The sequence below is a fragment of the Eleftheria terrae genome (genome assembly GCF_030419005.1).
Taxonomy (GTDB): domain Bacteria; phylum Pseudomonadota; class Gammaproteobacteria; order Burkholderiales; family Burkholderiaceae_C; genus Caldimonas; species Caldimonas terrae.
Genome location: NZ_CP106952.1, coordinates 372304 through 387264 on the forward strand (window position 1 = coordinate 372304; position 14961 = coordinate 387264).

The 14961-nt window shown below is 69.3% G+C and carries 14 protein-coding genes; 7 read left to right on the forward strand and 7 right to left on the reverse strand.

The features are described 5' to 3' along the window. The first annotated feature begins 273 nt into the window (after positions 1-273). Positions 274-861 carry a hypothetical protein gene (locus N7L95_RS25820; protein WP_301260495.1) on the forward strand — a complete coding sequence of 196 codons (588 nt, stop codon included), beginning with the start codon at positions 274-276 and terminating at the stop codon, positions 859-861. A 69-nt stretch (positions 862-930) separates the two neighbouring features. On the opposite strand, the gene N7L95_RS25825 is transcribed toward N7L95_RS25820, so the two are convergent. Further along, positions 931-1359: a GFA family protein gene (locus N7L95_RS25825; RefSeq protein ID WP_301260496.1), complete on the reverse strand. Its 429-nt coding sequence runs from the start codon at positions 1357-1359 to the stop codon at positions 931-933. Between the two features lie 577 nt (positions 1360-1936). Here N7L95_RS25825 and N7L95_RS25830 point away from each other — a divergent pair. From N7L95_RS25830 to N7L95_RS25845, 4 genes are all read left to right on the forward strand, one after another. Next, positions 1937-4210: a hypothetical protein gene (locus tag N7L95_RS25830; protein WP_301260497.1), complete on the forward strand. Its 2274-nt coding sequence runs from the start codon at positions 1937-1939 to the stop codon at positions 4208-4210. A 1-nt stretch (position 4211) separates the two neighbouring features. Further along, positions 4212-5315: a hypothetical protein gene (locus N7L95_RS25835; protein WP_301260498.1), complete on the forward strand. Its 1104-nt coding sequence runs from the start codon at positions 4212-4214 to the stop codon at positions 5313-5315. Then, positions 5312-6007, forward strand: coding sequence for a DUF1266 domain-containing protein (locus N7L95_RS25840; RefSeq protein WP_301260499.1), 696 nt, complete (start codon positions 5312-5314; stop codon positions 6005-6007). The genes N7L95_RS25835 and N7L95_RS25840 overlap by 4 nt, the downstream gene beginning before the upstream one ends. A 219-nt stretch (positions 6008-6226) precedes the next feature. Then, positions 6227-6790: a hypothetical protein gene (locus N7L95_RS25845; protein ID WP_301260500.1), complete on the forward strand. Its 564-nt coding sequence runs from the start codon at positions 6227-6229 to the stop codon at positions 6788-6790. Positions 6791-7008: 218 nt separating this feature from the next. Here N7L95_RS25845 and N7L95_RS25850 read toward each other — a convergent pair whose 3' ends face one another. Both N7L95_RS25850 and N7L95_RS25855 read right to left on the reverse strand, forming a co-directional pair. Next, positions 7009-8247, reverse strand: coding sequence for a DEAD/DEAH box helicase (locus N7L95_RS25850; protein ID WP_301260501.1), 1239 nt, complete (start codon positions 8245-8247; stop codon positions 7009-7011). A 237-nt stretch (positions 8248-8484) separates the two neighbouring features. After that, on the reverse strand, positions 8485-8703 hold the full coding sequence (locus N7L95_RS25855) for a SlyX family protein (protein ID WP_301260502.1): 219 nt from the start codon (positions 8701-8703) through the stop codon (positions 8485-8487). A 644-nt stretch (positions 8704-9347) separates the two neighbouring features. Here N7L95_RS25855 and N7L95_RS25860 point away from each other — a divergent pair. Next, positions 9348-11168, forward strand: a complete 1821-nt coding sequence (locus tag N7L95_RS25860; RefSeq protein WP_301260503.1) for a S8 family peptidase — start codon at positions 9348-9350, stop codon at positions 11166-11168. 229 nt (positions 11169-11397) lie between these two features. Here the strand turns inward: N7L95_RS25860 and N7L95_RS25865 are convergent, their stop codons facing one another. Both N7L95_RS25865 and N7L95_RS25870 read right to left on the reverse strand, forming a co-directional pair. Further along, entirely contained in the window at positions 11398-11628 is a 231-nt protein-coding gene (locus tag N7L95_RS25865; RefSeq protein ID WP_301260504.1) for a hypothetical protein, read from the reverse strand. A gap of 416 nt (positions 11629-12044) precedes the next feature. Then, positions 12045-12599 (reverse strand): BON domain-containing protein, encoded by a 555-nt coding sequence (locus N7L95_RS25870; protein WP_301260505.1) that lies wholly within the window; start codon positions 12597-12599, stop codon positions 12045-12047. 156 nt (positions 12600-12755) lie between these two features. On the opposite strand from N7L95_RS25870, the gene N7L95_RS25875 reads away from it, so the two are divergent. Then, complete coding sequence (locus N7L95_RS25875; RefSeq protein WP_301260506.1) at positions 12756-13460, forward strand: tRNA-uridine aminocarboxypropyltransferase; 705 nt, start codon at positions 12756-12758, stop codon at positions 13458-13460. A gap of 44 nt (positions 13461-13504) precedes the next feature. Here the strand turns inward: N7L95_RS25875 and N7L95_RS25880 are convergent, their stop codons facing one another. Together N7L95_RS25880 and N7L95_RS25885 are read right to left on the reverse strand one after the other, a co-directional pair. Further along, the gene (locus N7L95_RS25880) at positions 13505-13936 is read right to left on the reverse strand and encodes a hypothetical protein (protein WP_301260507.1); all 432 of its coding nucleotides are present in this window, start codon (positions 13934-13936) and stop codon (positions 13505-13507) included. Positions 13937-14216: 280 nt separating this feature from the next. Beyond that, positions 14217-14726, reverse strand: a complete 510-nt coding sequence (locus N7L95_RS25885) for a hypothetical protein (RefSeq protein ID WP_301260508.1) — start codon at positions 14724-14726, stop codon at positions 14217-14219. Positions 14727-14961: the final 235 nt, after the last annotated feature.

Genomic DNA, 14961 nt, shown 5'->3' on the forward strand with positions numbered 1-14961 from the left:
CGCGCGATTCTGAAGCAAGCCACGGCAATAAATCAAGTTCCTTGAATAATTGCGGGCCGGGCACCCCGCGATGCCGCGGGTGGGTACGAGTGCACCAGCGCACCAGCGTATCTGAGCCGCAGAGCCGCAGAGCCGCAGGGCGGCGCCGCTTCGCACGCTGCGGATTGCCTTCGGCCGACCTCGTCCGCGCGCGGGGCGGCATCGATAGGCTCGATCCCGCTGACCGTCGCCGCTGCGGCTCGCGGCAGCCTTGCTTTCAAGGAGATGCTCCCCATGCCGTCGTTCCCTTCCGTCCAGGGCCCTGCCCGGCAGCCCGCCACTCCGCCATCCGGTGCTGCAGGCACCGAGGCGCGGCCTGCCGCCAGCAGCGCTCCGTCCAGCAGCGTGCCGCTGTCCTCGCGCTCATCCAGCCAGGCGCCGGTGGATCGCAGTGCCAGCAATTCAGTCGCTCCGCGGGCCGGCATTGCCCAGCAGGCAGCGTGGGGTGCACAACAGCCCTTCTCCGAGGGCTACTACCACCAGGCGGTGGCGCTTGTGAATGCGCCGCTGCGCGAGCGCCAGATCGGTATCACCGCGGAGTCGGCACGGTCGGTGTCGTCCAACCTCTCCGGGGTGCAAGCAGGCAGCACCAGCTTCACCCAGGCGCACATGAACGAAGCCATGAGCTTCGGTGCCGACGCGATTGCACATGCCCGCAATGGCGATCTGCGCAATGCCGCGATGACCGGGGCCGGCGCGGTGGTCAATGCGGTGGCGTCGATGTCGGCCGGCCCGGCGATGGACTTCGAGCGCGAGCGCAGGAGCGGCGACCCCGAGCGCATGGCGCACGCGCTGTCGACCCTGCACAGCAATTTCCCCTAAGCCGGCCGGAGCCGGGCAGGGCTGTCCAGTCCCGCATTCACGACGTGACCGCGGCGGCGGCGCATCGCCTCAGGAGCCTGCCGCCGTGTCGTCCATGGGCGGAAACGCCGGATGGCGTGGCAGCTCGTCGCCGGGTTGCAGCCACGGCAGGCGCTCGGAGTCCCAGTAGTGGAAGGCCGGTGCCACCGCTGCGGGCTGGTCCAGGCTGCCGATGGCAATGTCCACCAGGCCCGGCAGGTAGGTGGCCGTGAAGGCCAGGGGCGTGCCGCAACGCGCGCAGAAGCTGCGCCGGCATCCCGGCGACGACTCGAAACTCCGTGGCGGCTCGCCCTCGAAGGCCACCTGGGCGGCCTCATACAGGGCCCAGGCAACGACCGGCGCGGCATGGGCCCGGCGGCACATGGTGCAGTGGCACAGCGCGGTCAGTGCAGGCGCGCCCACGATGCGGTAGCGCACGGCGCCGCATTGGCAACCTCCTGCCATGGCATCAGCTGACATCGGCTTCTCCTGGGTCGATGGATCGGCAACCACTGTAGCTGTTGGTTCAGCTCTGAAGGGCCGTGACACGCTGGTGCGCCTCCCCCTTGAGGGGGGGCCGGCCCGTCCTCGACGCCCGGCTTGGCTGCCGCCAAGCCGCGGCTGTGCTGGCACAGGGCCAGCGGGATGTCCCGCGCTTGAAGGTCCTCCCTCCACTTGGGGGGAGGACGCCCTTGCCTGCTTGCGATATACCGCCGGTGGGCGGCACATGCCAGCATGAGCCACCCGCGGCGCCGGCCGTCTCGCGTTGTCAGCGCCTGCAGCGCCGCCGCGTGGCCCGCCGGCCAGACCCCCGCCCGTCATGTCGACGGGCGCCCGTTGCCAACACAAAAGACAGAGCAGAGCCGACCGGGCAGAGGGCCCGACATTCAAACCAGTGCCGCATCGCCTTGCGAGGACCTGCTTCGGCAGGAGCAGGCGACCGCCCGCCCACCCTCACCGGCGCAGTGCGCACGGTGGCCGGTGGGCGGGCCCGCCCCGACGCCACGACCGCTTTTCGCCAGCCTGCCTGATCGCCCATTCCCGACCCAGCACCCCCATGACCGTTGCAAGCGCCACCGTCCTGAGCGGCATCCCGCTCGACACCTTTCTCGACGAGACCGAAGAAGCCATCGACCTCCAATCCCAGGCCGGCGTGGCCGATGACCTGAGCCGCCCGGCGCTCGCTGCGGCACTGCGCCGGCAGCCCTGCCGGGCTGACAGCATGAGCGCCGTCGCCCGCCTGTTCCGGCTGTGGCTGCGGGCTGGTGAATGGCAGGAGGCGCAGCGCGTGCTGGTGCAGGACGGCGCCGACGTGCTGGCGCAGCTGCCGCGCAATGAACAGCACGAGGCAAGGATCAGCCTTGCGTTCTGGCATGTCGAGGCCCTGCAGGCCGGGCCCGACGCCGAGGCCCTGCACCGTGCCGTTGGCGCTGCGGAGCAGGTGCTGCAGGCGCTCGCGCCGGGGCAGGTGCCGGACCAGGCGTGGGCCCATCTCGCCGGGCTGGCTGCGGAGGCGGGCGACCATCGCTGTGCGCGGCGCTGTGCCGAGGCTCGGCATGCCCTGCAGGTGGCCCTGCCGCAGCGCAGCCGCTATCGGGCCTGGGACGACGCGCTGCTGTCGGTGCGCGTGGGCCTGTCCTACGCGGCCGATGCCCAGCCGGAGCGGGCGCATGCGGCTGCGCAGGAGGCCATTCGCTCGCTCGCTGAAGCCGGGCCCGACCAGGACGTGGATGCCGACGACTGGCTGAGGCTGGGCGACTCCCTGGTCAGGCTGGCGCCCGACTGCGTCGACACCATCGTTCAGCAGGTGCAGGCCGCCTTGCCACCTGGGCTGGCCCAGCCGCGCCGGCGCAGCGTCCAGGTGCGCCTGGCTCGCCTGCAGGCACGGGCCTTGTGCGCCCAGGGCCGGCTGGAGGAGGGCCTCGCGGTGGCTGCGCAGGGGCGCCACGACCTGTCGGAAGACGAAGACGACGACTTCAACGCCCAGGTGTTCCAGTGGTTGCTGCAGGCGGGGCACAGGCAGGCAGCGGCCCGCCTGGCCTTCGAGTGCATGTTCCATGAGCGCGGCTCCAGCCGGCGGATGCACCCCTTCGTGGTGGAGCAGGTGGCCGCGGCAAGCGCCACGGACGAAGGAGCCGACGTGCATTGGGCGCTTGCGCTGGCCAGTGCCGCCGTTCGCGAATCGACGCAGTGGGTGTGCGGCGACGAAGCGCCCTCGGTGTACTTCGAGCGCCACCTGGCGCTGGCAGCCCGCTGGGATGCCGCGCATCCGGCCATCGAGTTGCTGCAGGGCCTGCACCTCCTTGCGACCGGCCACGGCCCGGCAGCGGCCCTGCCCCTGCTGGAGTCCGCCGTGCCGAAGGACCCCGAGTTCGCCGACAGCGATGTGGTCGGCAAGCTCTGGCTGTGCCGCATGCAGGTGCACGGCGCGCCGGTGGCGTTGACCCTGCCCTTCATCGAGGTGCCGTGCGGTGGCTGGTGCTACAGCGTGGCGGTGCGCCTCGAGGACCTGCACGAGTCGCTGCCCGACGGCGCCGAATGGCCGGAAGACGCGGTCGGTGCGCTGCAGGCGCGCTACTACCGGCAGGGGCTGGCCCGCTTCGAGGCCTTCTTCGAGAGTGGCCAGGGCTATTACCTCGACGGCAACGCCCACACCTACTCGATGCTGTGCAACAACCTGGCCATCTACTGCCGCTATGACGAGGACGATCCGGCCAGTGCGGTGGCGCTGCACCACAAGGGCATCGCTGCGAGCCCCTTCGCCGAGCACTACGACGGCTTGGTCGCTTGCCACTGGCAGGCTGGCGACAAGCCGGCCTTCGTGGACACTGCCGACCAGCTGTGGCACTACGCGGCCACCTATGGCTATGGGCGCCACACGCCGACCCGCTATGTGCCGGATGTCGCGAACACGCTGTACAAGCTGGACCGTGACAACGAGATCGCCATCTGGCTGCAGCGCATCGAGGAATGGTGGAGCGGCCAGGACGAGGAGGAGCAGGCCGAGCTGCACGACGTGTACCTGGAGACGGTCGTCATCCTCCTTGCCAACATGGCCTACAGCCAGCCGGAGGACACCCTCGCGCGCCTGGAGCCCTTGTTGCCGCGGCTTCGTTCAGCGCGGTTGCTGGTGGCCATGCGCAACGCGGGCGTGGCTTTCGAGCGTGCCGGCCTGCATCAGCGGGCGCTGGCACAGTACGAGGACACCTTGACGCTCTGCGTGCCGCCGCAGGAGGATGCTGACGCGCAGCGGCAGGCCACCCTGGCGTCCATCGAGGTCTGCAAGCAGGCGATGCGTGCGGGCCGCCCCTGGTGGCGGTTCTGGGGCTGAGATGGCCACCGCACTGCCCCGCGGTGGCTATGCACCCCGCGACGTGCTCAATGCGCCGGCCCTCAAGGCCGCCATCGACAGACGCAGCCGTGCCAGATGCGATGCCGAGCCGGTGCGCGAATGGCTGCTGAACCATTTCTTTCGCCATGTGGTGGGCAACCTGCAGGCACCGCCGCCCGCGGTCCAACCGGTGAGCACCCTGGCACAGGCGCGCCAGCTCCTTGCGCCAGCAGCACTGCCGCCCTGGGTGAGCAAGGCGATCGAGACACGCAAGGCGGCAGCATCGCCCGCGCTGTGGTGGGTGGACCCAGAAGGCGCTGAGCTGCTGGCACTGGAGTTGCGCCTGGTGGAGTTCCTTGGCTCGCGGCAGGGCACGCCGCTCGAAGGCAAGCTGATGCGCGTCAACGGACCGCAGGCGATTGCGCTATGGGCGGCGGAGCATGCCGCCATCGAGGCCCAGGCGGATGCCGGCTGGCGCCGTCATCAACCGGAGGCGGTGCGGCAGGTCTGGCAAGGCCGCCATGGCGTTTTCGTCGAGCTGCTGCCGCACAGCCCCGGCCTGCGTGCGGAGATGGCCTATGAAAGCCAGCTCATGCGTCACTGCCTCGGGCAGTTCGCCAACCGGAAGGCGCTCCAGGGCGGCTATGGCGAGCACTATGCCGCGGCGTGCGAGTCAGGGCGCCTGCGCCTCTTCAGCTACCGCAGCTTGCAGCAGCAGCCGCACATCACCATCAGCGCCTGGGTTGGCGCGCAGGACGGCCGCCTGGCGATCGACCAGATCAAGGGCAAGCAGAACCGCCCGCCGGTGAGCCGCTATCAGGAGGAGGTGATCGGCTTCCTGAATTCGCTCGACACCACCGCTGACACGCCGCCGGATGCCGCCGGCATGGGAGTGGTCCGCCTGCAACGCGGTTGGTGCCCGGTGTCACAGGCGCACGATGCGGGCGAGCAACTGCAGCTGGTGAAGCGCTATCCGGCCCTTGTGCAGGCGCTGCCACAGCCCAGCGCGCTGGTGCAATGGCTGGTGGCCGCGCGGCAGCCCGAGCTGCTGAAGGGCCTGGCGCTGGCGCCTGGCGTTGCCCAAGCACTGGAGCAGGGCCGATGAGCTGGCTCCTGGCGATGGTGGTGGCGTGGTGGCTGGGGCGCCGGCTGCGGCGTGCGCTGGCTGCGGTGAGGCGGGGGGCGCTGTTGCAGCCCGCAGGCCACGAGCCGTCCACGCCGGCGCAGCTGCAGCAAGAGGCGGTGCTGTCGCTGGCCCATCCGGTGGTGCTGCATCGCCTGCCAACGGTGGGCCTGCCGCCCAGCCCGCCTGCGGATGTGCAGACCCTCGAGCGGCAGTTGCGCCCGGCCTTGCTGCACCTGTTCAAGCTGCGCATGGAGATGAGCCCGGCGCAAGTCCGCGCGGCGGTGGCGGAGCAACTGCGCGCCGGCTGGTTTCGCCTCGATCTCGACGCGCTGCGCCCGGAGGACGAGCCGCGGGACGCCCTGGCGTTTGCCTGTGCCCGCGTGGCCTTTGCCGTACAGGCCGCAGCCTGGCTGGGCTGGATCGATGAAGCGCTGTGGCGGCAGGTGTCCAGCCAGAACGCGCGACGCGCGCACGACTGCTTCGACAGCTGGCAGGACTATGGCACGGCCTGGGCACGCGGCCGGCGGCAGTGGGTGGCCGGCGCGCGGGCCGACAGCCTGGGCGTGGCTTTCGATGAGGCCCAGGCACACGCCTGGGCGCAAGACGGGACCCATCCCTGGGGGCGCTTGCCGTGGTCGGCGCTCGTCATGCCGCCGGCTGGCGACGCTTGAGCGTTGCCGCAGGCAAGGCGTCAGTCGCGCCCGCTCCGCAGGCTCGATGCGGGCCGGGCTGCAGCCCGCCAGCCGCGGCAGGGCGCTTCTGCGCGATACGCTATAACGCCGAACATCGCCGCGGGTGAGGTGGCTGTGGTGCAGCGGGTGTCACGCCGGTGCCGTCCGGCGACCCGGGGCACCGCGCCCCTGTCGGCGAATCATGAGCAGGAGGACAGTGTGTCGAATCCCATGGCCATTTCCCGCCAGGCGGGGTCATTGCTGGAACAGGCCCGTGGCCTGGCGCTGGCGAAGTTCAATGCCGACCAGTCCGGCAAGAACAAGGACAAGGTGTGTGCCGTCGCCATCAGCGTGGTGGACAGCAGCGCGCACTTCGAGCTTTTCTCGGGCGCGCCCGGGTACGGCGAGCTGACCGGCATCGTGATGGGCGGCGGCGCCAGCAAGCAGAGCGCTTCGCAGCTCATCACGCACAAGCTCACGCAGTTCCTTGGCTCCGAGGAAGGTGGCGGCTTCAGCAACGAGCAGATCACGCGGCACGGCTATGACGCCCACGGCCGCGGCGCGATGAACTGCGCCGAGCCGAAGATGTACTACCTGCTGAAGGAGCACGAGGCGCAGACGGTGAGGAACTGGGTGGTGATCCCGTTCAACTACACCGCCGACCAGCAGCTGGTGTACAACGCGCCTTGCAAGAACTGCAGGCGCTGGGTCTACCGGCACTTCCATCCGCTGTCAGGGCTGATCGCCCGGGCACAGAAGGGGCCGGAAGCGTTCGAAGCCTGAGGCAAGACAGGCGGCCCCAGCCGCCGTCCCTCGCGCCGCCGTTCGGCCTGCTCCGGCGCTTCGGCCGGTGCTTGCGGAGTGGCTGTCCTGCCCGCCGCCGCCCGCCCGCCTCCGGCACTGCCGGGCAGTTCCCCGCCAGCGCCTCGCGCATGAGGCGGCAGTGGTGCTCACAGACGCCTGGGCCCGCAGGCGAAGCGGCTGCCCCGGCCTCCGGCCGGTCAGTGCGAACCGTCCCGCGCAGCGGCCTCGCGCAGCTTGTCCTTCTTGCTCTTGCGCTTGCCTTTGATGCCCCCGTTGCCGGCCGGCGGGGCGGCGGCCTCGGTCGGCTCAAAGCCGGCCACCACCTCACGAGGCACACGCTGGCCTTGGCGTTTCTCGATCAATCGGAAATGCGCCTCGGTGGTCGCGCTGACGAAGCTGACGGCAAGGCCCGCTTGGCCAGCGCGGCCGGTACGGCCGATGCGATGCACATGGTCTTGAGGCGAGCGCGGCAGGTCATAGTTGACGACCACCGGGAGACCGGCGATGTCCAGGCCACGGGCCGCCACATCGGTGGCCACCACCACCGCCAGCCGTCCTGCCTTGAAGTCGGCCAGCACGTGGCTGCGGGCACCCTGGCTGAGGTCGCCATGGAAGGCCGCGGCTGCGATGCCGCCAGCGCGCAGCTTCTGCGCGACATGCTCGGTGGCGTACTTGCTGGCCACGAAGACCAGCACCCGGCTCCAGCCTTGCTGCTCGAGCAGGTGGCGCAGCAAGGGGGTGCGGCGCGCGGCGTCCACCTGCACTGCCCGCTGCTCGATGGCGGCGGGCGTTTGCGTGCCGCCGGGCATCTCCAGCCGCAAGGGCTCGTTCAGCACGGCCTGGGCCAACCCCTGTACGGTCGCCGGATAGGTGGCGGAGAACAGCAAGGTCTGCCGGCGCGCCGGCAGCAATGCGAGGACGCGCTGCAACTCGTCGGCGAAGCCGGCTTCCAGCAACCGGTCCGCTTCGTCCAGCACCAGCACCTTCAGGTCGGCCAGCTTCAGCGCGTTGTGCTGCACCAGGTCCAGCAGGCGGCCCGGGGTCGCGACCACCACATCGGCACCGCCGCGCAAGGCCATCATCTGCGGGTTGATGGAGACGCCACCATACACGGCGGCCAACTTCACCGGCCGCTCGAGCTGGCGGGCCAGCTCGCGCATCGAGTCGCCCACCTGGATCGCCAGGTCTCGGGTCGGCACCAATACCAGCGCATGTGTGGGGCGCGGCAACTGCTGCGGGCGGTCTTGCAGTTGCTGCAGCAGGGGCAGGGCAAACGCGGCCGTCTTGCCGGAGCCGGTGCTGGCCAGGGCCAGCAGGTCGGTGCCTCGCAAGATGGCCGGAATGGCGGCCTGCTGGATCGCGGTGGGCTGTTCATAGCCGCGCGCATCAACGGCGTGGAGCAGGGCGGAGGACAGCCCGAGTGAGGCAAAAGGCATGGAGGGCCTCGAAGGCAAGCAAGGTGAAGGGAGCCCAACCGCGCCTGCGCCAGCGGCGGCCGGTGCGGCGACACGCCACGCGGGCGCTGTTCCCGAAGGGCAGCGGTGCGCAGTGTAGGGCAAGGCCGCACGCGTGCCGGCAGTGGGCGAGCCATGGGGCGTGCTCGCCGTTGGTGCTGGCAGGCGCTGGCAGCTGGCGGGGCGCGGCCTTGGGGCAGTGTTCGTCCTGAGCGGCTTTCAGTAGTGAGGCGGCAGCTCCTCGCGCAGGCTGCGCGGCGCGGCGCCGCTGCCATCGGCTTGCTGCTGTCGCAGGTGCGCGATCTCGCGCATCAGCAGGTCGATCTGCTGCTGTTGGCGGACCACCGTCTGGTTCAAGTGGTCGACAAGGTCCTCGGTGAAGCTGGTCTTGATCTCAAGGTCAGTCACGCGGTCTTCAAGGGTGCGGGGAGATTCCATGCCCGTATTGGACGACAAGTCGACACGCTGCCAACACAGCCGCGCGCGCCGGGGCCGACCTGCTGCGGGGCAGCGGCACCATCGGCCTCGTCAACGCCCACATCACAGGCAGCACCGGCCCGGTGCCACGCGCAGGAACATGAAGCAGCACTGTCCTGAAATGCAACGTCGGCGGTGTGCCTTGCGCTTTTCTGTTGGGTGATCGAACCGCCATCAAGACAGCGTTCAATGCATGTAGAAGCACAGACAAGAACAGCGTTTGAATCCACTGCGTTCTTGCTGCTGGAAAAAAGCACCGATGCCTTCCGAGCCCACTCCGGAGCCAAAGAATGGCACATCGAGGTTTCCAAAAAACCAGGTCAATAGACAATTGTCAGAGGCGGTATCGCTTCTTGTAAGGCCCTTGATCTCGCGCATAGCATCTGCGCAGCCCTGCTCTCGACATGTCAACTGCCAAGCTTGACGAGAGGACAGGGCGCGGAGACCGCCCGGCATACCGAACCCCAAGGAGAGAAGGGTGGGGGAGGGCCACCGGTGCGCACCACGGGATCGGTCTCCGACGTCCGGCGTTTGCCCTGACCGTTTGTGATCCGAAGGGCCCTGGGCTCGCCGTTGCACCACCTTGAAGCTACGAGGTTGCTTGAATGATCTCTCGTTTTCAACCATCGGCCGTCACCTGTGCCGTTCAACGTCTCGGCCTGGCCACCGCGCTCGGCTTTGCCCTTTGCATGTCCGCGCACGCCGGCCAGAGTGCGGAAGCCGGCGCCGCCCCCTGGTCCGCGTTTGGCGCTGCAAGCCTGCAGGCTGCTTCGGCAGCGACCGACCAAGTGATCGTGAAGTACAAGAGCGCGTCCAGGCGCTTGCAGGCCTCCGCCTTGAGCGGCACCCAGAGCGCTGCGGCGGTGGCCCGCCTCGGCGTGGCGGTGACGGCGCAGCGCCAGTTGACGGCGCAGACCGATGTGCTGCGGCTGTCCAGGCGGGTGTCGCTCGACGATGCACGTGACTTGGCCAACCGCATCGCCGCGGACAATCCGGATGTCGAGTACGCGGAACCGGATCGCTTGCTGCAGATCCAGTCCACGCCGACCGACACCCGCTATGGCGAGCAGTGGCACTACTTCGAGCCCACCGGCGGCCTGAACCTGCCGACGGCCTGGGACAGTGCCACCGGCGCAGGCGTGGTGGTGGCCGTGATCGATACGGGCTACCGCCCGCATGCCGACTTGCGCGCCAACCTGCTGCCCGGCTACGACTTCATCAGCGACGTGGAAACCGCCAACGACGGTGACGGGCGGGACAGCGATGCCAGCGATCCTGGCGATGCCTTCTCGGCGGGTGAATGCGGCTCTTCGCGGGGTTCGTCCAGCAGCTGGCACGGCACCCACGTGGCGGGCACCATCGCGGCGGCAGCCAACGGCACCGGCGTGGTGGGCGTCGCCTATAACGCCAAGGTGGTGCCGGTGCGTGTGCTGGGCAAGTGCGGTGGCTACACCTCCGACATTGCGCAGGGCATCATCTGGGCCTCCGGCGGCAGCGTGAGCGGTGTGCCTGCCAATGCCAATCCGGCGCGGGTGATCAACCTCTCGCTCGGCGGCGGCGGCAGCTGCGATCGCACCACCCAGGATGCGATCAACTCGGCCCGCAGCCGCAAGACGGTGGTGGTGGTGGCCGCTGGCAATTCCTCCTCGGATGCCGGCAGCTTCACGCCGGCCAACTGCAGTGGCGTGATCACCGTGGCGGCCACCAACCGCAGCGGCTCGCGCAGCTACTACTCCAACTACGGCTCGACCGTCGAGGTCGCGGCGCCCGGTGGTGAAACCAGCACTGGCTCCGCCAACGGCATCCTGTCCACGCTCAACTCCGGACAGACCAGCCCGGGTGCCGACAGCTACGGCTTCTACCAGGGCACCTCGATGGCAGCGCCTCATGTGGCGGGTGCCGCAGCGCTGGTGATCCAGGCCAACAATGCCTTGACCTCGGACGAGGTCTCCAAGGTGCTCGTCGACACCGCACGTCCGTTCCCGGGCTCCTGCTCGGGCTGCGGCAGGGGCATCGTCGATGCGGCTGCCGCGGTGGCGGCGGCCGGTGGCGATCCCGGCGGTGGCGACGACGTGGTGGAGACCGAGCCCAACGACTCTCGCAGCCAGGCGCAAGTCATTGCGGAAAGCGGCAGCACGGTGAAGGGCTCGATGGGTAGCAGCGGCGACCGTGACTACTTCAAGGTGTCGGTGGGTGCCGGACGGACCCTGTCGGTGGCCCTGGCGCCCAACAGCAGCTCGGACTACGACCTCTACGTCTACAACGCCAGTGGCACGCGGGTGGGTCGCAGCGAACTGCCGACCGGTGAGCGCGACAGCGTGTCGGTGCGTGCACCCTCCGCGGGCGGCACCTACTACATCGAGGTGCTGTACTACTCGGGAAGCACCGGGGCACAGGGCGTGTACACGCTGGATGCCAGCTTCTGAGGAGCCGGCTCAAGCCAGGCCGCGGCAGGCGCCGCGGTGCGGCTCACCCACCCGGGGGGTGAGCCAGGGCAGCCACAGACAGGCTGCAAGCGTCTCAGGCGCTTGCAGCCTTTTTTCATGGTCGCTCGTTTCCCCGGCGGCCAGCACCCCGGCAGGAAAGCACGCAGGTGCAGCACAGGCACCTGAAGCGGAATGGCAGCCGGGCGGCCATTCCGGCTGGGGGCCGGGCTCAGCTCAGGCGTTCGTGGCGGTCGGCCGCGGCGAACAGTTCGGCCGCGAAACGCGGGTCCGAGCCGAGGAAGTCCTGCGCATAGCGACGCAGGTCTTCCGCTTCGCTCGCACGGTCGGGCGGCCCTTGGCGGCGCACCTGGCGTGCGAACAAGCGTTGTGCAGCGGCCTTCAGCCCGGCGATGCGGAAGGACAGCAAGCCGAACTGCTTCTGTGCGATGGCGTGGCTCATGGCGAAGGTCTCTCAGTACGGAGCCCAGCATCTGGGCGACCAGCCCATTATATAGGGTTTACACCTAGATCTAAGTAGTTACCCTAGTCTGATCGCCTGGGAAGCGGTCCAAACGCCGGCGTTCGTGAACAACTGCGCAGGCGGCGGTCCTGGGCGTCCTGAGCACGGCGAAGGCATGCCTGTCAGATCAGACAGGGATTCCGTTCCTGGGAGGCGGCAAAAAAACAACGGCTCCGAAAGGCACACTCGAGGAAGGGCCACGGGCCAGCTGTCCCAAACGGAGACAAATCACCTGTCCAACGCCGGCTCCGGCACCCGCGTGAGCTCCGACCAGCGAGCATCCCTGCTGCATTCGCAGCAGTGGCGAGTGCCTCGGCGGAACGGGCGCGGTCCCAGTGCGCCGCCCCGCACGCTCCTCAAGGGCGGAAACGCAGCTTGTAGGGGGGCCGACTTGCCGGATCGGAGTAGACGATGGCAACCGCTCGCTGGACGTGGGGCAGTGCGGCGACGAAGGCCTCGATCCGCGGCGCCACCCGATCGTCGCGCACGCAGCCTTCGATGAAGACGATGCGACCTTGCACCGTGGCCCAGACGGTGGTGTTGGCGAAGGGATGCGCCTGGCTCAGGCTCTTGCGGAGGGCCTCGGCGATGTCGCGGTCGTAGCGATAGAAGTTCGGCCGTTCGCAGGACCCGGTCAGCCAGCAGGTGGTGCCCCGCTCGGCCCGGTTGTGCGACTGCACCCGCCGCTCTGCCTCGGTGATGAAGGGTCCGGCGGGCAGGGGACAGTCGGCGATGTCCTTCGACAGCTGCAGGAAGGGGTCGCCAAACCAGTTGCGCCGGGTCGGCTCACCAGGTCCGCTCCCGCCGGCCTGAGCGACCGGTACTTCATGCTCGACATGTTCAGCCGCCTGCACGGCGAACACGGGCAAGGAGATGCCGAGCACGACGGCGAGGCGCAGCAGTGAGTCCATCGACGATCCTCCGCAGGGCGACAGGGAGTGCGTCTGGCAGGATGCTCCTTCGCGCATGGGCTGGCAAGGCAGCCTCCCGGGTGCCGGGCCGCCGCCGCGGGACGCGCCGCGGGCGGCATGGCCTGGACGGTGGCCCGCTATGCTCGGCGGCAGACCATGAACACCTTGCCTGCTTCTTCACGGCCGTATTGCCCGCACTGCCTGCGACCCGCCTCGGCCTGCATCTGCCACTGCGTCGTGGAGGTCGACAACCGGGTCGATGTCCTCATCCTCCAGCATCCGCTCGAGCAGCACCACGCCAAGGGCAGTGGTCGCCTGCTGCACCTGTGCCTGCGGCGCAGCCGCTTGCTGGTGGGGGACAGTTTCGATCTGCAGGAACTGGAAGCGGCCTGCGGCCCGATGGCCGGTGCCTGGCTGCTCTATCCACCGACACAGCCGGACGCAGAGGGCGCAGCAACGCCAGCGCCGGTCGGTGCGCTGCCGCAGCGCCTGATCGTGCTCGATGCCACCTGGCGCAAGAGCCGCCAGCTGCTCCGGCTCAATCCCTGGCTGCTGCGCTTGCCTCGCCTCGAACTCATCGAGCCGCCAGCGTCGCGCTACGGCATTCGCAAGGCCGAGCGCGACGACCAGCGCTCCACGCTGGAAGCCACCGCTTGCGCGCTGCAGCAGCTGGACGCGGGCGACACAGCCCGCTATGCGCCGCTATGGGACGTGTTTGACCGCTTCGTCGAACTGCAGCGACGTGCTCGTGATCACGGCATGACGGCCCGGACGGCAGGGGCTGCGTTCGCCCGGCATGCCGCGGGCGACGCGCTAGCTGCCCCGCCGGCCCGGCAGGCCGGCGCAGCGAAGAAGGCTTGAGCGTCCGGGCCGCCGGCATCGCGACGCAGGCCGAGTACGCACCGTCAGCGCGGCTGTGGGTCGAACACCAGCGAGCGCAGGCACTCCGGCCGCCGCTCTGCGAAACCGAAGGCCAGCCGGCCCCAGGGGGTGTCGTGCCGGAAGCTGGTCTCTTCGTCCAGCGAGCGTCCACGAGGCGTGTCGCCGATCGACATGCCGGGGTAGCGCTCCAGCACCTGCGAGCGCGGAAGGCAGTCACCCGCCAGTCTCAGCACCAGGAAGCCGGGATGCGGTTGCTCCTTGCGAACCCGCAGGTCGATCAGGTCGATGACCACACCACCGTTCAGGGCGACGGGCCCACCGACCAGGAACACGAAGTATTCGTTCTCGGAGTCGACCTTCAGGCGCACGTCCAAGGCCGATTCGATGGACTGGCGCGAGAACGGCAGGTGGCCGGGCATGGCCTCGATCAAGCTCCAGAGGTCGGGCTTCGGCATGGCGGGTGCTTTCCTTGCGTGTGGCGGCCGGTGGGTGGGCGGCTGCGGGCTGTCGTTGGCACTGGTGACTGCGGGCCGACCACACAAGGCCACCGCCAGGAGGATGGCAGATGCGGCTCGGCGTGCCGCGGTCTGGGTGACGCGCGGCAACCGCGTGGTGTCGTGCATGGGGTGCTCCAGCGGATGAGGGCGGCATGTCGGGCCCCGGAGGGACGTGCCGTGCATCCTACTCACGAGGCAGCTCGAGGCGCCAGCGGCGACGCCGGCCGCGAGGTTGTCTTCACTTCTGCAGCCGCCGGCGCAGTGCCTCCAGCCGCTCGAGTGCCGGCACCAGTTCCTCCCGCGTGAAGGCGTCGGGCAGCAGCGCGGGCAGGGCGCGGTCCAGGTGGGTGCAGAAGTCCTGCGTCTCGGCCGTGGTGAACTTCTTGAACAGGCCGCGCACCACGCGTTCGTCGAGGGTCTTCTTTGCGTTCGCCTCGTACTGGGCTGGCGTCTGCTTCCGGGTGGCGGCGAGCGCACCCACGAAATGGGTGCGTGACGCCTCGACGCGGCCCATCATGTCGAACTGCTGTGTGGCCCAATGGGTGAAGCCGGTTCTCACGTTCAACAGTTGGTCGGGGAACTGCGCCTCGCACCGTTTTTCAAGCACCGATGGCGTGACCCACCAGTAGTCCAGCGTGAAGAGATCGCTGGCGACTTGCTCGACCACCTCCTTGGGCAGGGCCTTTGCCTCGGCCGGCGCGGCAAGCGCGGCGTTGATGCCGCCGCAGGCCAGGACCAGTGCGGTCACGGCAGTCTTCATTGTTCCTTCTCCCCCAGGTGCATGGATGTCGGTGCGCAGGTGCGCCGGCTGCATTCTGACAGGGCCGCTTGGCAGGAAAGGAGGGTGCACCTGGTGCCGGTGCCGCTCGGCCGGCACGGCGCCAGCCGGGCGCTGTCGCTGTCAACCGCGCCGGGCGGCGCGCAGCGGGGAGGGGCATCAGCCTCGGCCCGGACGCCGAACGCCGTTAGCATGGCAGCTTCTG